The sequence below is a fragment of the Microbacterium galbinum genome, from assembly GCF_023101185.1.
GTDB classification, from domain to species: Bacteria; Actinomycetota; Actinomycetes; order Actinomycetales; family Microbacteriaceae; genus Microbacterium; species Microbacterium galbinum.
Window position 1 is genome coordinate 36485 of record NZ_CP078077.1, and the last position, 15830, is coordinate 52314.

General features: G+C 68.7%; 21 protein-coding genes. 1 reads left to right on the plus strand and 20 read right to left on the minus strand.

Features of this window, described 5'->3' with window-relative positions; genetic code table 11:
• Positions 1–86: 86 nt before the first annotated feature.
• From KV396_RS00185 to KV396_RS00210, 6 genes are read right to left on the minus strand one after another with little or no spacing between them, the layout of a single operon-like run.
• Positions 87–503 carry a hypothetical protein gene (locus KV396_RS00185; RefSeq protein WP_247956442.1) on the minus strand — a complete coding sequence of 139 codons (417 nt, stop codon included), beginning with the start codon at positions 501–503 and terminating at the stop codon, positions 87–89.
• Entirely contained in the window at positions 500–1159 is a 660-nt protein-coding gene (locus KV396_RS00190) for a collagen-like protein (protein ID WP_247956443.1), read from the minus strand. The genes KV396_RS00185 and KV396_RS00190 overlap by 4 nt, the downstream gene beginning before the upstream one ends.
• Complete coding sequence (locus KV396_RS00195; RefSeq protein ID WP_247956444.1) at positions 1156–1443, minus strand: hypothetical protein; 288 nt, start codon at positions 1441–1443, stop codon at positions 1156–1158. The genes KV396_RS00190 and KV396_RS00195 overlap by 4 nt, the downstream gene beginning before the upstream one ends.
• Before the next feature lie 11 nt (positions 1444–1454).
• Positions 1455–2135 (minus strand): M23 family metallopeptidase, encoded by a 681-nt coding sequence (locus tag KV396_RS00200; protein WP_247956445.1) that lies wholly within the window; start codon positions 2133–2135, stop codon positions 1455–1457.
• A 55-nt stretch (positions 2136–2190) separates the two neighbouring features.
• Positions 2191–4332 carry a glycoside hydrolase family 55 protein gene (locus tag KV396_RS00205; RefSeq protein ID WP_247956446.1) on the minus strand — a complete coding sequence of 714 codons (2142 nt, stop codon included), beginning with the start codon at positions 4330–4332 and terminating at the stop codon, positions 2191–2193.
• A gap of 1 nt (position 4333) precedes the next feature.
• Complete coding sequence (locus KV396_RS00210; RefSeq protein WP_247956447.1) at positions 4334–4807, minus strand: hypothetical protein; 474 nt, start codon at positions 4805–4807, stop codon at positions 4334–4336.
• A 51-nt stretch (positions 4808–4858) separates the two neighbouring features.
• Here KV396_RS00210 and KV396_RS00215 point away from each other — a divergent pair, with 51 nt between their 5' ends.
• Entirely contained in the window at positions 4859–5326 is a 468-nt protein-coding gene (locus KV396_RS00215) for a DUF732 domain-containing protein (RefSeq protein ID WP_247956448.1), read from the plus strand.
• On the opposite strand, the gene KV396_RS00220 is transcribed toward KV396_RS00215, so the two are convergent.
• From KV396_RS00220 to KV396_RS00285, 14 genes are all read right to left on the minus strand, one after another.
• Positions 5323–5988, minus strand: coding sequence for a hypothetical protein (locus KV396_RS00220; protein WP_247956449.1), 666 nt, complete (start codon positions 5986–5988; stop codon positions 5323–5325). The two genes, KV396_RS00215 and KV396_RS00220, sit on opposite strands and share 4 nt — an antisense overlap.
• Positions 5981–7057 carry a hypothetical protein gene (locus KV396_RS00225; RefSeq protein ID WP_247956450.1) on the minus strand — a complete coding sequence of 359 codons (1077 nt, stop codon included), beginning with the start codon at positions 7055–7057 and terminating at the stop codon, positions 5981–5983. Before KV396_RS00225 ends, KV396_RS00220 begins: the two co-directional genes overlap by 8 nt.
• Before the next feature lie 9 nt (positions 7058–7066).
• Positions 7067–7774, minus strand: coding sequence for a phage tail family protein (locus KV396_RS00230; RefSeq protein WP_247956451.1), 708 nt, complete (start codon positions 7772–7774; stop codon positions 7067–7069).
• 68 nt (positions 7775–7842) lie between these two features.
• Positions 7843–11160, minus strand: a complete 3318-nt coding sequence (locus KV396_RS00235; RefSeq protein ID WP_247956452.1) for a phage tail protein — start codon at positions 11158–11160, stop codon at positions 7843–7845.
• Positions 11161–11175: 15 nt separating this feature from the next.
• On the minus strand, positions 11176–11532 hold the full coding sequence (locus tag KV396_RS00240; RefSeq protein WP_247956453.1) for a hypothetical protein: 357 nt from the start codon (positions 11530–11532) through the stop codon (positions 11176–11178).
• Positions 11529–11930 (minus strand): hypothetical protein, encoded by a 402-nt coding sequence (locus KV396_RS00245; RefSeq protein WP_247956454.1) that lies wholly within the window; start codon positions 11928–11930, stop codon positions 11529–11531. Before KV396_RS00245 ends, KV396_RS00240 begins: the two co-directional genes overlap by 4 nt.
• Before the next feature lie 95 nt (positions 11931–12025).
• Complete coding sequence (locus KV396_RS00250) at positions 12026–12610, minus strand: hypothetical protein (RefSeq protein WP_247956455.1); 585 nt, start codon at positions 12608–12610, stop codon at positions 12026–12028.
• Between the two features lie 102 nt (positions 12611–12712).
• A complete protein-coding gene (locus KV396_RS00255; protein WP_247956456.1) occupies positions 12713–13132 on the minus strand; it encodes a hypothetical protein in 420 nt (139 codons plus the stop codon).
• The gene (locus tag KV396_RS00260; RefSeq protein ID WP_247956457.1) at positions 13129–13419 is read right to left on the minus strand and encodes an HK97 gp10 family phage protein; all 291 of its coding nucleotides are present in this window, start codon (positions 13417–13419) and stop codon (positions 13129–13131) included. Before KV396_RS00260 ends, KV396_RS00255 begins: the two co-directional genes overlap by 4 nt.
• Before the next feature lie 18 nt (positions 13420–13437).
• Positions 13438–13797, minus strand: a complete 360-nt coding sequence (locus KV396_RS00265) for a hypothetical protein (protein ID WP_247956458.1) — start codon at positions 13795–13797, stop codon at positions 13438–13440.
• A complete protein-coding gene (locus tag KV396_RS00270; RefSeq protein ID WP_247956459.1) occupies positions 13797–14153 on the minus strand; it encodes a hypothetical protein in 357 nt (118 codons plus the stop codon). Before KV396_RS00270 ends, KV396_RS00265 begins: the two co-directional genes overlap by 1 nt.
• Positions 14154–14173: 20 nt before the next feature.
• Positions 14174–14536: a hypothetical protein gene (locus KV396_RS00275; protein ID WP_247956460.1), complete on the minus strand. Its 363-nt coding sequence runs from the start codon at positions 14534–14536 to the stop codon at positions 14174–14176.
• A gap of 1 nt (position 14537) precedes the next feature.
• Positions 14538–15449, minus strand: a complete 912-nt coding sequence (locus KV396_RS00280; RefSeq protein WP_247956461.1) for a phage major capsid protein — start codon at positions 15447–15449, stop codon at positions 14538–14540.
• Positions 15450–15463: 14 nt separating this feature from the next.
• Positions 15464–15829, minus strand: coding sequence for a capsid cement protein (locus KV396_RS00285; protein WP_247956462.1), 366 nt, complete (start codon positions 15827–15829; stop codon positions 15464–15466).
• Position 15830: the final 1 nt, after the last annotated feature.

Sequence of the window (15830 nt, forward strand, 5' to 3'; positions counted from 1 at the left end):
AGTATGCCAGAGGAACTCCGACGATCGCTCCCCGGACGCAGAAAGACCCCCACCCAGCCCGGAGGCTAGGTGGGGGTCTTCTGCGTTCAGAGTCCGATGCGATCGTTGTGTTCAGAGATCGCGGCGCGGAGCTTCGCGGTGTCGTCGGTGCCGGTGTCTGCGCCGTCGAGCATGGCGCGGTACTGGCGGCGGGTCAGCGGGGTCGCGTTGCCGTTGATCTGCGCGACGTAGAACCTTGCCGGTGTGGATCCGGCGCCGATCTTCCGGAGCCAGGCGTCGACGGCGGGGATCGCCATTACGCGGGAGATCGCCGCGCTGATCGCGGCGAGCGTCGCGATCGCGCCGAGCAGCCATGCGACTACCGGGCCGGGCAGAACGTCGGCGACCGCCTCGACGACCTGCGGCGCGATCACGACGACCGTCGCGAGGATGGCGGAGCCAGCGACGAGGACGGCCGCGGCCGTGCGGATGACGCGCTGCAGTGGGAACCAGATCTTGCTCATGGTGTACCTCCGGTGGGGGTGGGGATGCAGACGGTCGCCTGCTGTGGGTAGAAGATCCCGAGCTCGGAATCGGAGACGGAGATCCACCGCGTCTCGGCGGTGTACCCGTCGGGGCATGTCGGCCCGGGTGCGCCCGCTGGCCCCTGCGGGCCGATTGCCCCGGGCGTTCCGGGAGTACCCGGGTCGCCCTTCGCGCCTTGCGGTCCTGCTGGTCCCGCGGAGCCTTGTCCGCCGGACTGGCCGGATGGTCCCGGCTGGCCGGATGCGCCCGGTTCCCCCGTCTCGCCGGGGTCGCCCTTGTCGCCGTTCTTACCGGGCGCGCCGGCTGGTCCGGGTGCGCCGGAGGGGCCGGCGGGTCCGACCGGGCCGGGCGCACCGGGGGATCCGGGCTCGCCCTGTGGTCCTTGCTCGGCGACGACTCCCGGTTCCGGGGCGTCCGGTTCTTCGCCGGTCGTGGCGGTGTACTCGTCGTAGAGCTCGACGTAGCGGTCTTGCCACGTCATCGCCTGTTCGTGCCATGCTTCGCGGCCGTTCCAGGCGCTGAGCCAGCCAACGCTGAGAAAGACGCCGACGACGAGCAGGGCGATTGTGAAGATGAATCCCTGCCGGCGGCGCTCGCGGACGGATGCCTCGATGAGGCTTTCGGTGTCGGTCATTGGTTTCCTTCCGAGAGGATGCCGGTGCGCGGGGGCCAGGGCGGGTAGACGCCGCGTTCGACGCCGCTCATGAGGTCGCCCTCGCGGCGCTCCCACGCGACGTTCTTGAGTCGCTCCCGGGATAGGTCGGGTTCGAGGCGGTCGAGGCGGCCCTCGAGCGTCTCGATGCGCTCCTGCTGCTGGTCGATCATCTGGTGCTCCAGCGAACCCTTCTTCGGGAGGAGGGCGACGACCGCGAGGAGGATCGCGACGCCCCAGCCCCCGAGCGTCGCGATCAGTTCCACTGCCGCACCCGTCAGGCGTCGTCGGAGTCGCGGAGTCCGCGCAGCTCGTCGGTGATCGTCGGCGAAGTCTTCGTCGAACCGGCCACACGAGCCTTCACCCAGTCGATACCCCCACCGATCGCGCTAAGAGCGCGAAGCACCATGCGCAGCAGTTCGGTGATCGTGGGCTGGCCGAGCTTGCCACCCGTGCGCTGCTTGTTCCAGATCGCTGCCTCGTGCGCTTCGATCAGCATGCGGCGGTCGTCGTCGGTGAACATGTCGTCTTCCTCTCCGGCGGAGGCTCCGCCTGCTGCTGTGCCCGCGCTGATGACGCGGTCTCGGTCGATCCACTTCCAGTAGTCGCTTCCGGCCTGCTTCACGCCGTGCCACCAGATCTCCTGATGCAGGTGCGACCCGCGTTCGTTCGCGGGCACGACGTGTCCGGTCCATCCGATGTACGCGATGACCTCGCCCGCGCGCACGCGGGTTCCGACGTGAGGGCCGCCGAGGTTCTCGAGGTGGCAGTGCATGATCTGCAGGCCGTTCGCGAGAGTGAGTGTCCGCGTGAACCCGGCGCGGTCGTTCCACCATCCGGAGAAGGTGATCGTGCCGTCGGCGATCGCGAGGATCGGCGTTCCGGACGGGTGGGCGTAGTCGATGCCGCCGTGGCCGGCGTAGGTGTAGGGGTTGCCGAACGGCATGGGGAGCTTCACGGGTGTGTCCTTTCGATGAGGCGGTGGCCGCGAGGATGCCCGCGGCCACCGCCGATCAGATGAAGGTGACCTGACGCCACACGCCGTCGAAGATCAGGCAGATCGCCTGACCTGTCGCGAGTGCCTTGGCCGTGTTGCCGTTCAGCGCGGTGCGGGGGGTCGCACCGTGGTTGATGGTCAGCGTCCCCGCTCCGATGTTGCTGATGATGAGCTTCTGCCCGAGGCGAGCGACGGGGAGCTGCTCGAGCGTCTGCGCGCCGGCGAGGGTGAACTGCAGCACCACGTCCTCGAACGTGCGCGCGACGATGTTCGTCAGCGTGTCGCGGTTCGTGGCGACCGTCAGCGGGAAGAAGAACGACGTCGTCCCGCCGATGCCGACCGCGGCCCGGTAGTGCACCCAGGAGGATGCGGTGGTCGGGTCGTTGATCGTCCCGGTCGACGGGAAGTAGTCGATCAGCAGGTCGTCGATGCGCAGCGTGGGTGTGCCGTCGGTGGCGATGACCTTCGAGAGGCGGTTCGCCATGTTCGACGCGCCCGTGATGCGCAGCCGTGTCGTCTCGAGCAGCGACCCGGCACCGGTGACCCAGAACGCGGATCCGCCGGGTGCGGCGGTGACGCCGTTGAGGAGCTCGAAGCGCACCTCGCCCGTGCACCGCAGCCATGCGTCCTGGACGCGGGCGAGAGCACGCACGTTGTCCATCGGGCCGGAGAAGTCGATGTCGACGTCGGCGGCGTTCAGGGTCGTGTTCAGCAGGGTGAACGCGCGCCCGTAGACCTCGCGGGCGACGATGTTCGACACGAACGACGGTCGCTGGTCACGGACCCCGAAGTCGGGGTGCGTGGAGCCGTGGCGGGTGACGTACTCGACGACGACCATGCTGATGTTGTCGGCGTAGAGGCCGTCGATCGTGTGCCCCCAGGACTGTCCGGCGTTCGCATCCGACGCCATCCGCACGCCGCGTTCGGCGTTGCGGACGGTGCAGTCGATGACGCGGTTGCGGTTGCCGCGCAGCTGGTAGCCGATCGGCGCATCCGTCGCTTCGCAGTTCTGGAAGACGATGCCCTGCCCGGTCGCGTGCGTGTCGAACGCGGCAGACGACGAAGCGATCACGACGGTGTCGACGATGCGCGCCCCGTAGGTGCGTCCGTGCGGCATCGGCGCGTCCTGCCCGACCGTCGCCGTCGAACCGGTCGACGAGTAGCCGTGGCGGGGCTGGTGGAACCGGCACCCGCGGACGAGCCCGAATTCGGACGTGTTGTCGTCCACGCCGTACCCGTACGCGCCAGCGCCGGAGTCGTCCAGCGCCCAGTCGACGGTGCAGGAGTCGACGAGGTATCCGTAGCAGGCGGCCATGCTGAACGCCTGCCCGGTCGCGTTCTGGATCGTCACGTCCTGCACCGACGGTGCGCGCAGCGCCTGGAACACGAACATGCCCGTCGGGGATGCCGCAGCGCCGATGAACGTGCCGCCGCGCCAGGAGATCACGTGGGACGACATGCGCGCCACGCGCAGCCCGAGAGTCATCGGGTCGCGCATCTTGCCGAGCAGGACGGCGGATCCGGCCGAGACGGAGGCGACGGTGAAGAACTGGCCGACGCGGAACGAGGATGCCGGCGCCGGGGTGATGTCGGCGGAGGATCCGGGGATCACGTCGTCGCCCCAGAGCTTCACGAGGTCGCCGCGCGTCCACGGGACGGTCCCGGCGAACGAGATCGTCAGCGTCGGGAGCAGGCCACCGGAGCCGGTCGTCGTGCCCTCCACCGCGCCGGTGACGGCCTTGGATGCCTCCCACTGTCCGGCGAAGCGCACGGCGGGAACTGCGGCGGACTGGATGAACGTCGCCCCGTACGCTTCGACCTGCATCGAGCGGCCGGTGTCGATGAGCGGCTGCGTCAGCTTGTAGGTGCCCGCCGGGATGATGAGACGCCCACCGGTCGGGGTCGCAGCGATCGCGGCGTTCAGCGCGGCCGTGTCGTTCGCGACGCCGTCGCCGACGACGCCGAAGTCGGCGGCGTTCACCGAGCCGGTGATCGACGGAAGCACGTTGCGCAGCGATCCGCCGGTGAAGGAGTCCGGCGCACCGAGCAGTTCGGCGATGGCCTCGTCGGTCGGGACGGCGTTGAGTCCGGGGAAGCCCCGCTCGCCACGGATGCCCTGCGGGCCCTTCAGGTTCGCGATGGGTACACGGGTCGCCATGTCAGCTCACAATCTCGAGGATGCCGGTGCCAGAAGAGGCCGGATCGTTGGGGTCGCCCGGGTCTTCCCCCGGGCCGGGCGCGTTGAGGTACCAGCCGACGTATCCCGCCGGCGGCGGTGCCAGCGAGACGAGCACCGTCTGCGGGGACAGCGGCGCATCCGGCATGTCGCCGATATCTCCGCCCACGAACGGGACGAAGAGCTTGTACCCGAGGACGTCGTAGTGGGTGAACTTCCCCGACGCGTTCAGGTGCTCGATCGACACCTCGTACCAGACCTCCGGCACGATCCCGTCGGTCGGCTGCAGGTCCACGGTGAACGACCCATCCGCCGCGGGGATCACGCTGATCGGGTCCGAAGAGAACAACCGCCGCCCCAGCGTTCCCGCACTCGACGCGGTGAAGATCACCCGCGGATCCTTCGCGGCGAGCGTCTGCAGACCGAAGTCCGTGAGAGTGCCCCTGACATCGACCATCACGGCCTCCTTGCTTGTTGAGACGACACCGAGGCGGATACCCTCAGAAACGTGAAGAACCCGACCAAAGCCGTAGCCCTCGCCGCTGCCCTGCTGCTCGCCATGACGCTCAGCGCATGCGGAGACGACGCGCCGTCCTCGTCGGGCGAGAGCACCAGCACGCAGTCCCGCACGCAAAGCAGCACCGCTGAGTCCGAGGCCGAGTCCGAGTCCCCTGAGCGCCCTGAGCCTCTGGTCGCTCAGTCGCCTCCGAGCGACACGGATGCGCAGTTCCTGGCGGAAGCGCGCGATCGGCTTGCTGGGCTGGGGTCGGCGACCACGATCCCGGATGCATCAGATGAGCAGCTCATCGCGGCGGGTCATGAGGCGTGCGACGCGCTTATCTCTCAGCAGCCCTTTAACGACGTATCCGTGATCGAAGGCGAAGAGCGTGTTCAGGGGAGCTTCCTCGACAGCGCGGCTATCGCCAGTGCGGGAATCCTCTACTTCTGTCCAGAGATCAACGGCAAGACCCTCTAGCCCTCGTAGAGGAATCCATCGCTACCCTTGTAGACGCAGCCCGAGGGAATCCCCGCCTTGGTCACCTTCGGTAGCCCGACGATCCGGAATCCGGTCGAGCCGAGACCGAGGATCTTCCCACCGCCAATCAGGTTGACGCCGCCGTTGTTCAGAACCACCTGATGCCCAGCGGAGTGGTTGATGCTCAGGACATCGCCCGACACGTAGATCGTGTGAGCTCCGATCTCGATTCGACCACCGTTCGTCGACGGGTTCAGCACGATCTGACCGGCGCGGATACGGCCGCCGCCGACGACCGAGAAGTCACCGGTGACCTCAACGTTGCCGCTGATCTTTCCGGCCCCGATGAACTCCCACTGCCCGTTCTGGGTGAGCTTCCCGGTGACGGTGACATTTCCGGCGATCTCGCCGTTGCCGTTGAGTGACCAGGGGCCTTCGATCTTGAACGTCCCGTTCACGGTGGTGGAACCGTTGATGGCGGTGGTGCCGTCGATCTGCAGGGTGCCGACGATCTCGACGCGGCCGCCGGAGTCGACGCGCAGGAGGCCGCCGATGAATCGCATGCGGCCGTTGGTGATGGAGCTGGATTCGAGGTTCGCGCCTGCCTCGAGGCGTTCGATGCGGCGCACGAGGCGGTTGATGAGTCCGGCGAGGTTAGACACTTTCGACCTCCGTGGTGATCTCGAGCCCGAAGGTGCCGGATGCGGCGACGACGCGCACCGGGTGGATGCCGTCGGGGAACACGGGGTGTCCCTTCGACTGCAGGTTCCAGCCGCGGCCGGAGACCGCGTGCATGGGCGAGTAGGCGTCCGAGGTGGTGAACTTCTCGACCACCCAGGATGTGACCGGCTGCGAGTCGCGCGCGAACCAGGCGTTCGTCGCGACCTGTAGGCGGGTGCCGGTGAGGTCGGAGAAGGTGCGCTTCGCGTCACGGATCGGGATGGTGAACGGTGGGCCTCCGGCGTACCGCACGGGCTGGTCTTGCCCGTTGCCTTCGCCGAGCCCCTGCCCTCCGGTGATCTGCTCGACCCCGGACATCCGGTAGTGCACGCCGCTGAGGGGTGAGTCCTCGGCCTGCAGGTGGAACGACGAGGTGCCGTTGACGACGCGCGGTGCGACGAGCGTCTGGAAGCGCAGCACCCGGCCCTCGGTGAGGTACGGGCGGAAGAAGATCTCGACGCCCTCCTCCTCGATCTGCACGAGGAGGTCTTCGATGGTGAGCTTCTTCCAGAACTCCCACGTCTGCGTGTACGACCCGGTTCCGTCGGCGGGCAGGTCGATCGGGTAGTTCCACTCAGGCGCCCACTGCATGAAGCGGATGAGGATCGCGCGGACCGCGCCCGGATAGGAGCGTCCGGTCACGGTGAGCGTGCCGAGGTCGCCGTAGCTGTCGAGCGGGTAGGTCATCCGCCAGCGGGCTTCGGAGCGCACGAGCTCGACGGCGGAGATGGTGATCGCTTTCGTGTCGTCGGCGTAGTCCCAGCTCTCGATCTTCCATGCCCCTACGACGGACATGCCCCACCGCAGCGCGATCAGGCGTGCGTTCGGCTGGAACAGGGACAAGATGCGGGCCCGGGCGAGTGGGCGTTCGTCGTCGTCGGTGCGAAGCACCCACGTGCTCTCCCCCGTGCCGGCGATGTTCGTCGACCACTGGCATCCATCGGCGAGAGGGAACACCTGCCCGACCTCGGCGCCGGTGGTCGCGTCGTGCACCCACAGCTCGAGCGGCATGCGCGCCTCCTAGATGTAGGTGTCGGTGATGCGCACCACGCCGGGCACGGACAGCGAGTGCTGCCAGCGAGCGCCGGGTGGGATCGCCCAGAGGTTCCCCACCCCGACGTCGAGCATCTCGACGCCGTTGCGGAACACGCGGCCGCGGCGCAGGTCTACGGTGTGCGTGCCCCCGGCGGTCGCACCGGTGACGGTGAAGGTGCCGCCAGGTGAGGTGATCGAGTAGTCCGACGGTGCGCCGGGGATCTCGATCACTGGGTAGGCGGGGAAGTTGCCGCGGTGACTGACCCACGGGGCGCGCGCGGTACCCGCGGGTGGGAACGCCTGGTCCTCGCCGTAGCGACGCGGGTCCGCGCACGTGAGCTGCACCTGGAACACGGCCGCGTGCACGCCGCGCTTGATCCGGCGTCCGGACTCTGCGACGGCGAGCACGACGCGGCCGTTCGCCCACCGGGTGAGTCCCTGGTGGTCGATGGTGATCTGCTCACGCTGCCCCGACAGGAGACCGGTGAGCGCCTCGCTCTCGTGCGTCAGTTCACGCTCGGAGCGTTCGAGGATCACCCCGTCGATCGTGATCACGCGCGCGCCGAGGTAGACCGGAGCGTCGTGCTCACCGTGCTCGACCGCGCGCGCGAGCGCCTCACGCCGGGTGTTCGAGATCCCCTGCCAGCCCTGGAAGCCGTTGCGGGTGACGAACAGTCCGCGCGGGCGGGACATGTCGCGGGGGTGGCCGAGAATCTCCCGACCCGCGATGTGGATCTGCAGCACTCGGCCACCCCCTTCTGTCATGCCCGCGCCCGCCGGGTGAGCGATTCGAGCCGCTGACCGGCCATCTCGACGGCTTCACCCGGGTCGAGGTGCGCGACGTTGACGATCTGCTGAATTGACGAGCCTCCCCCGCCCTCAGCGGCCGACGCAGAGCCGGTACTGGTGGCGGTGGCGGCGACGGTCGCGGAGACCGTCTCCATCGCGTTCTGCGCCTTCGAGGACGCGTTCCGTGCCATGTCGACCAGCGACGTCGCGAACGTGTCCGCCTTCTCGTCGACCCCATCGATCGAGCCCTCGACGATGTTCACTCCGGCGCGGTGCATTCGCCGAGACGGGGAATGGATATCCCAGAAGTCGGTGAACGTCTCCCACGCCGAGGAGGCGATGTCGCCGATCGCGTCGCCGAGGTTGCCGATCATCGACAGCAGGCCGTCGATGATGCCCTGCAGGATCTGCACGCCGAGGTCGAGCCAGTCGACTTCGGTGAGACCGTTCCAGATCGCTTCGATGATCTGCGGCAGCATCTCGACGATCTGCGGGATCGCTTCGATGAGGCCGGTGATGATCGAGACGACCATCGTGATGCCAGCCTCGATCAGCTGCGGGAGCATCTGCAGCAGCCCGGTGATGAGCTGCAACACGAGGTCGATCGCCGCGACGATGAGTTGAGGGAGCGCCTCGATCAGCCCGGTGATGAGCGACATCAGTAGCTGGATGCCGGCCTCGATGATCATCGGCAGGTTGTCGATGATCGCCTGCAGCAGCCCCATGACGAGGTCGAGGGCGGCCTGCAGCAGCATCGGCAGCGCGTTGACGATCCCGGTGATCAGCGCCATGAGCAGCTTGATGCCGCCCTGGATGATCAGAGGCAGGTTCTGCACGATCGCGCCGAGCAGCCCGGTGACGAGCTGAAGGGCACCGTCGATCAGCACCGGCAGCGCGGTGATGATGCCCTCGAGGAGAGCGGTCACCAGCTGGATCGCGGCGTCGATGATCGCGGGCAGGTTCGACACGAGCGCGTCGACCAGCCCGGTCACCAGACCGAGCGCACCTTCGACGAGCAGCGGCACCGCCGTGACGAGACCCTGCACGAGCGCCTGGACGATCTGGATCGCGGCGTCGATGAGCTGCGGGAGCGCACCGAGGATGCCGTCGACGATCGCCGGGACCGCGGTCACGACAGCGTCGACGATCCCCGGCAGCGCTGCGACGATCTGATCGACGATCCCGGTGATGCCCGACACGAGCCCGTCGACGTCGCCGCCAGCGAGGGCGAACGCGCCGAACGCGGCAGCCGCGATACCCAGCGGCCCGCCGAGGAACGCGAGCGCCCGGCCGAGACCAGGCAGCAGGGCGCCGAGTGGGCCGAGCTTGGAGAGCAGACCGGCGAGCCCGCCCGCGCCGAGAGCGGCGAACGCTCCCCCGAGCGGGGCGAGGATCGGCGAGAACTCCTTCAGCTTGCTGACCGCGTTACTGCTGCCGTCAGCGATGCCGTTGAAGAACCCGGTGAGGCGGTCCATGATCGGACCGACCCACGAGTTCCACGCCTGTCCGAGTGCCTCAGCCTTCGTCTCGAGCGGGCCGAGGGCCTTCGTGACGGAGTTGATCAGCGGGCCGAGCTTCGAGTAGAACGATCCCTCTTCGAGACCGCCGAGCGCGTTCGCGCCGATGCGGCCCATCGCGGCGAAGAAGTTCTTCGTCGCGCCGGGGACGGTCTTCCCCATCTCGTCGGCAACGGTCCCCGCCGCGGCGGTCGCGGCCTTCGAGAACGTCTCGAAGTCGACCTCGCCGCGCGAGGCCATGTTGAAGACTTCACCGGCGGTGACGCCGAGGACCTTCGCGAGCTCCTGGTAGATCGGGATGCCCTTGTCGGCGAGCTGCCCGATGACGTCGTTCTGGACGCCGTTGGCCTGGGTGGCGGCCTTGTTGAAGATCGACCCCATGTCTTCCATCGACAGGCCCGCCGCGGAGGCGTTGTTGGCGATGGACTTGAGGTGGTTCTGCAGCTGCTCGCCGGGCTTGATCCCGGCGGCGACGGCGGCACCAGCGACGGTCGCGGCTTCGCCGAGTCCGAACGCGGTGCCCTTCACCGACGCGGACGCGTCGGCCATGATCGCTTTGATCTCGCCCGCGTCCTTGCCGAAGCCGCGCAGCTTCGCCTGAGCGGTGTCGATCGCGTTGAGGCGACCGAAGCCCTTGCCGAGGGCGACGCCGATCGCGGTGGCCGCGACGGTCGCGGCACCGGTGGCGGCGGACTGAATTCCGGCGCCGAGCGCCCGTCCCGCCGCCGAGCCGACGCTGTTCGCGGCCGAGACGACCGACGACAGCGCGGAGCCGACGCGGCCGCCGATACCCGACAGGCCGGTTCCGAACGCGGCGGCCATCTTCGACGCGGCGGGGCCGATGGCCGTGCCGATCTTCGAGAACAGGCCACGCACCTGCGTGGTCACCGGGCTCAGCCAGGTCGAGACCTTGGAGCCGAGGCGGATGAACGGGGACGCGAGGCGGGTGCCGATCGCGCCGACGTACTGCAGCATCGGGGCGAACGCGCCGCGGACGGTCGAGCCGACCGAGCCGAGCCACGACTTCGACGCCGACCAGGCGCGGGCGAGACCGCCGCGCACCATCGTCGCCATCGAGGTGAACGCGCGCGACACCTGCGCGGCGACGAGCCGCGACAGCCGGGTGAGACCGGTGATGTCGGCGGTCGCGCGGATGATGCCCGCGATCGACCCGGCGATGCCGGTGAACGCGGAGCGCGCGGCGGAGGCGTTGCGCCACCCGTCACGGAATGCGTTGGCGACGCCGACCAGTCCCCCACGTGCGCGCTCCGACGAGGAGCCGATCAGCGCGGTCGCCGCGGCGGTCGCGGCCTGCGCGCCCTGCAGACGATTCGACGCCGCGGTGACGGCATCCGTCGCCGCGGCCTGGCGGCGGCGGGCAGCAGCGAGGCGCTCGTCGGCGGCGATCGCAGCCGACGATTCCGCGCCGGACTTCGCGATCGCTTCCTGCAGCTTCGCCTCGGCGACGCGCACCTTCCCGGCCTCGTCCATCTGGCGGAGGCGTGCACGAGAGAGCGCGTTAGATGCCGCGGCGACTTCACCGTTGAGCTTGCGGAGCTCGGCCGCGCCGAGGTTCGCCGCCGAAGACGACAGCGCCGCCTTCATGTCCTTGCCGAGCGCGCGGCCGGCGCGAGCACCGGCGGTCTTGAAGCCGCCCTCGAAGGTCTTCGCACCGGCGGCTCCCGCCGACTGCGTCTCCTTCGCCACGCGGGCCTTGAACCCGGTCATGACCGGGAAAATGCTGACGTGACCGGAACCGACCTCGGAGGACATCAGCACCCCCTCGGGTCAGGACGAGAAGACCAGCCCGTCGTCGAGGGCGGCCTGAGCTTCTGCGATTTCCGCGGCATCCGCGGTCTGCTTGTTCTGCCGCGGGAGCGCCCACGGCATCAGCTTCTTCGACGCCTTGCTGTCACCGATCGACGCGATCAGCGTCAGCAGGTCGAGCGTCGAGGCCGGGTACGCCCAGCCCGCGAGTTCCGCGCCGAGCAGGGTCGACGGGTCGGCGGCTGCACCTTCGAGGAGCAGCTTCGCCTCGCCCCAGAGCAGGCCGTCGCCCAGGTCCGAGATCCCGACGCCGAACGCCCGCAAGGTGCGGGCGGCGACGCCGCGGTGCTCTCGGATGATCTGGGCGACGGCGATCATTCCGGGAAGGCCGCCTGCTGAACGCGCTGCAGGGTGCGGAAGAACTTCTCGGCGAGGATCGCGGCCTCGACGAGGTCGCGCTTGCCGAAGTCGTTCGCGGCGTCGTCACCGCTGATCTTGCGCAGGATCGCCTTGAACTGGTCGACCGGCGCTGCCCCATCGGACTGCAGCTCGTCGACCTCATCGAGCGACATCTTCAGCGGCACCTCGACGATCGAGCCGTCGGAGAGGCGGCCGATGAAGCGGTCCTCGACGAGGATGTACTTCACCTCGGGGACGGCGGCGAGGATCGCCTTCTGCTCGTCCTCCTCCGACCAGCTGTCGAAGTCGTAGGCGGGCACCTCGGGCTCGGTGGCCTTCGGCGCGGTCTTGGCGGTGGTGGTCTTGGTCGCACTCATGGCGTTCTCCTTGTCGGGTTATCGGGTGGGTGTCGGGATGGGGTGGATGGTTGGCTGACCGGGGTGACCCGACGACACCCCGGTCAGCCGGTCTGTCAGCCCTCTTCGGGCGTGGTTCCCGGCACGGCGGGACCCCACGACCAGAACGGGGCGTCGTTGAAGAGGGGGTCCTCCTGCCAGGTGAACGTCACCGCAGCACCCTCGACCTCGCCGCGGGTCTGCTGATCCGGCTCGACCGCGGTGACGGAGGCGACGCCGACCTGGCGCTTCTCCTTGCCGCCGCGGTAGCGGGTGATGACGTAGAGGATGAACCGGTTGTCCGGCAGCGACGAGGAGACCTCGATCACACCGTTCTCATCCGGCTCCGCGCCCTCGATGAGCGCCTGCACGTTCGCGTTCTGCTCGGCGAGATTGATGACGACGGAGCGGGTGCCCTCACCAGCGAGCGTGTAGCCCTTCTGGAAGAACTCGATCGCGTCGCCGGTCTCGCGCGCCGGGGCCGGGCCGCCGTCGACCTTGTACAGGCCGAGGCGCTTCGCGGCGACCGGGAGCACGAGCGGGCTCGCGCCGAGCTCGTCCTTCGCGATGACGTTCGCGGACGCGACCGGCGCGAACGCGGCGACACCGGTGATCGGTACGCCAACGGCCTCGAGGTCGTTGCCCTGGGAATCGGCAGTCATGGGTGTTCTCCTTCACATGAAGAAGGCCCCGCGTGTGCGGAGCCGATGGGTGGGTGAACGGTCACGTCGACTGCCGACGTATCCGCGTATCGGGTGAGCGGCTCACCAGGAGCCTTCGACGACGTACTGCGCGGTCATGTACTGCCGCGCGACGTCGAGTTCTTCGGTGACCGCGTACGGTCCGTTGCAGCCGTCGAAGTCGACCCTCGCGATCGGGCTGCCGGTGGCGAGGGGGAGCTCGTCGTCGAACAGCACGGATGCGAGCCAGAGGGCGAGGTCGACGATCGGAGTCGGAGCGTTCTTCGATCCGCCGAGCACGGATGCGCCGACCGAGCGGTCGAACGTCGTCCAGTCCAGGCGGGAGCCGGGGTCGATGCGGATCACGATCAGCGGACGCGGCAGCGGGACCGCGAGATCCTCGGGTTCAGCGCCGACGACATCGACGTCATACCCGTCGGCGGCGGCCGCGTCCGACACGTAACCCATGAGCCAGGTGACGAGCTCGGGCGGCATCACCCTCATCGCTTCGCACCCTTCAGGCCACGAGCCATGTTGCCGGTCTTCGACTCGATGAGCAGCGTCTTCTTGTCCGAGCCGACCACGCGCGTCACCCGCCGGTAGCGGGACTCGCGGTGCTCGATGTGCAGGCCCTCGACGTACGCCTCGGTATCGCGAGGCGCGTCTGCCTGCATCTTCGCGAGCGCCTTCTCGCCGACCGAATCGACGAGGCGCTCGACCCGAGGCTCACGCAGCACGGTCTCGAAGAAGCCCTCGTTGAACTCCATCTCGGTGTCGCCGCTGCGGGCCATGAGCGTCCACCCTTCCGGTCAGCCGACCGCTCGGGTCAGCGGGATCTCTCGCGGCGGCGTCCACCCGGTGAACGGGTTCGTATCAGCCGCTGGCGGGATGCCGTCGATACTGTAGATGGGGGCGCCGTCCGCGCCATCGCGGATCCGGTCGCCCTTCTGCACGTTGAACGTGCCGTCGCAGAACAACGACTTCGCCTCGACCGCCTGCTCTCGGGTGGCATCACCGAGGAGCGCGGTGGAGGTCTGCGCGACGAACGCGCCCTCGATGGGGAGCACGTCGGGGTTGGTCCAGTCACCGCGCACCTCGCGGTTGGTGACTCGGTCGCGGACGATGCCGGCGCGGAGCCGGTAGACGGTGTGGCCGTGGGGGAAGTGCATCAGTACCGCTCCGGCCAGAGGTTCGCGAGCGGGCGCTCGAGCGGGAAGCTCCCGCGAGACCCGCCCTGGGAGGGTGCCGCCGTGCACAGCGCGCGCAGCGCCCGGCGGGGCTGGCCGTCGAACGCGGACTCGATGTCGGCGTAGTCGACGGATGCCGAGCCGATGCGCTGCGCCTTCACTAGGTGCGAGCCGCGGTCGGCCAGGTTCTTGTAGACACGCTTCAGCACGGCGAGCGCGTCCTTCTCCTCTTCGCTGTCTTCAGCGAAGGAGAGGATGCAGGGGGCGATGTCACGACCGACGATGAGGACCTCGCGTGCGAGGTCCTCATCGCTGCCGATCTTGTCGTGCGTGATCATGGCATCGCCCCCTGTTTGGGTTACTTGTTGTCGTCGGCGAGGAGAGCGGCGACGAGCTGCGGGCGCTGGCCCGGCTCGGCGGGGACGATCTTCGCGTCGTCCTCGCGGCCGTCGTTGCGGTTCTCGATCTCGGACTTGAGGTCGGCGACGCTGACGCGCTTGTACGCACCCTCGTCGAGCTCCGCGGGCTCCTCGGGCTCCTCGGGCTCCCCCGCCTCGACGGCCTCGATGAGGCCGCGGCTGACGAGGTGCTCGAGCTGCTCTTCGGCGACGCCGTCGGGGACGAGGTCACCGCGGGTGATGAGCTGCGCGACGCGGTTGCCGGTGACGGAACCGATCGAGACCTTCACCACGGCGGCAGTTGCGATGTGCTGGGTGCTCATCTCAGCCCTCCGTTCCGGTGACGTAGAACGCCGCGAGCGGATCGGTGACGATCGGCACGTGGACGTTGCGCGCCTGCAGGCGGGTCTTCTCCGCCTTGGCCTCGCGGATCGCCGCGATCTCGACGCCGGTGTCGCCGCCGATGTGCTGCATCTCCGGGGTGGGGATCTGCTCGCGGGCAATGCCGCCGAGGCGGCGGCGGTCGAGGAACATCGGATCCGCGATGTCCTCGCCGTCGTCCGGGATCCACGTGAGTCCGGCGATCGTGGGGAACTCGTCGGTCAGCGCCTGACCGGAGTCCTTCGGCAGGATCTCGAGCAGTTCGGGGATGACCTCGGCGTACAGCTCTCCGGGGAGGACTGCGGTGTCGAGGGCGTAACCGAGCTTCTGCTTGCGCACGAGCGCCTTGGCGCGCAGCGCATCCTTGTAGATCTGCTTCGCGGTCGTCCATGCACCGCCGGCCGTGAACGTGTTCGTGACCGACGAGGCGACTGCGCCGAGCGCTGCCTCGTTCGCCGAGAACACGAGCTCGGTCTGCAGGAACGTGAATGCGTCGTCGATCGGCTGACGCAGCAGGCGTCCGACCTGCTCGTCGGTGACCTCGGTCGCGAGACCGTCCTTCATCGCGGAGTAGAACTCGTACTCCTCGGCCGACATCGGCGTGAGCTTGTACTCGCCGCCGGGGGCGACGATCTCGGCGCCACGCGCGGCACGGATGACCTCGTTGATCGGCACGCCGATCGAGCCGCCGGTGATCGTGAAGCGCTTCTGCAGGAGGAACAGTCCGAGGAACTGCTGTGCCTGCAGGATCTCTCCGAAGCGGCGAGCGACGAGTGTCGGGTTCTTGAGGAACGCGACGAGTTCGGCTGCCGAGACGTTGGCGAGCTGGCTCGGGGTGAGCGGGTAGGTCTGCATCGTGCTCTCCTTTCTCAGAGCTGGATGGCGCGCACGAGCGCACCGTCGGCGGCGGACGTGAGGGCGACGAACACCGCGGTGCCGGTCGCGAGAGTGCGGACCGTTCCGGCGGCTGCCGTCTCGAGCCGCTGGCCGCGGGTGATCGCACCGGAGGCCTTCAGCTCGTGGATGGGCTTGCCGACCTCTACGGTCAGCTTGTCGCCGACAGCCGCGTCGTGGCCGGCGACGCCGACGTACTTCGCGGATGCGGCGCCCGCAGGGGCGACGGCCATGTCGACGGTCGCGGAGACCTCGACGGCCTGGCCGGCGGCGACGGCGGCGCTGACACCGAAGGTGACGGTGTCACCCGGGCGGAACAGGGGCAGGTAGCTCTTGGCCATC

What these genes read in the sequence shown, in the direction of transcription:
- KV396_RS00185 (WP_247956442.1), bottom strand. Translation starts at nt 503, where the DNA reads ATGAGCAAGATCTGGTTCCCACTGCAGCGCGTCATCCGCACGGCCGCG.
- KV396_RS00190 (WP_247956443.1), bottom strand. Translation starts at nt 1,159, where the DNA reads ATGACCGACACCGAAAGCCTCATCGAGGCATCCGTCCGCGAGCGCCGC.
- KV396_RS00205 (WP_247956446.1), bottom strand. Translation starts at nt 4,332, where the DNA reads ATGGCGACCCGTGTACCCATCGCGAACCTGAAGGGCCCGCAGGGCATC.
- KV396_RS00210 (WP_247956447.1), bottom strand. Translation starts at nt 4,807, where the DNA reads ATGGTCGATGTCAGGGGCACTCTCACGGACTTCGGTCTGCAGACGCTC.
- KV396_RS00225 (WP_247956450.1), bottom strand. Translation starts at nt 7,057, where the DNA reads ATGCCGCTCGAGCTGTGGGTGCACGACGCGACCACCGGCGCCGAGGTC.
- KV396_RS00230 (WP_247956451.1), bottom strand. Translation starts at nt 7,774, where the DNA reads ATGTCCCGCCCGCGCGGACTGTTCGTCACCCGCAACGGCTTCCAGGGC.
- KV396_RS00235 (WP_247956452.1), bottom strand. Translation starts at nt 11,160, where the DNA reads ATGTCCTCCGAGGTCGGTTCCGGTCACGTCAGCATTTTCCCGGTCATG.
- KV396_RS00240 (WP_247956453.1), bottom strand. Translation starts at nt 11,532, where the DNA reads ATGATCGCCGTCGCCCAGATCATCCGAGAGCACCGCGGCGTCGCCGCC.
- KV396_RS00245 (WP_247956454.1), bottom strand. Translation starts at nt 11,930, where the DNA reads ATGAGTGCGACCAAGACCACCACCGCCAAGACCGCGCCGAAGGCCACC.
- KV396_RS00250 (WP_247956455.1), bottom strand. Translation starts at nt 12,610, where the DNA reads ATGACTGCCGATTCCCAGGGCAACGACCTCGAGGCCGTTGGCGTACCG.
- KV396_RS00255 (WP_247956456.1), bottom strand. Translation starts at nt 13,132, where the DNA reads ATGAGGGTGATGCCGCCCGAGCTCGTCACCTGGCTCATGGGTTACGTG.
- KV396_RS00260 (WP_247956457.1), bottom strand. Translation starts at nt 13,419, where the DNA reads ATGGCCCGCAGCGGCGACACCGAGATGGAGTTCAACGAGGGCTTCTTC.
- KV396_RS00265 (WP_247956458.1), bottom strand. Translation starts at nt 13,797, where the DNA reads ATGCACTTCCCCCACGGCCACACCGTCTACCGGCTCCGCGCCGGCATC.
- KV396_RS00270 (WP_247956459.1), bottom strand. Translation starts at nt 14,153, where the DNA reads ATGATCACGCACGACAAGATCGGCAGCGATGAGGACCTCGCACGCGAG.
- KV396_RS00275 (WP_247956460.1), bottom strand. Translation starts at nt 14,536, where the DNA reads ATGAGCACCCAGCACATCGCAACTGCCGCCGTGGTGAAGGTCTCGATC.
- KV396_RS00280 (WP_247956461.1), bottom strand. Translation starts at nt 15,449, where the DNA reads ATGCAGACCTACCCGCTCACCCCGAGCCAGCTCGCCAACGTCTCGGCA.
- KV396_RS00285 (WP_247956462.1), bottom strand. Translation starts at nt 15,829, where the DNA reads ATGGCCAAGAGCTACCTGCCCCTGTTCCGCCCGGGTGACACCGTCACC.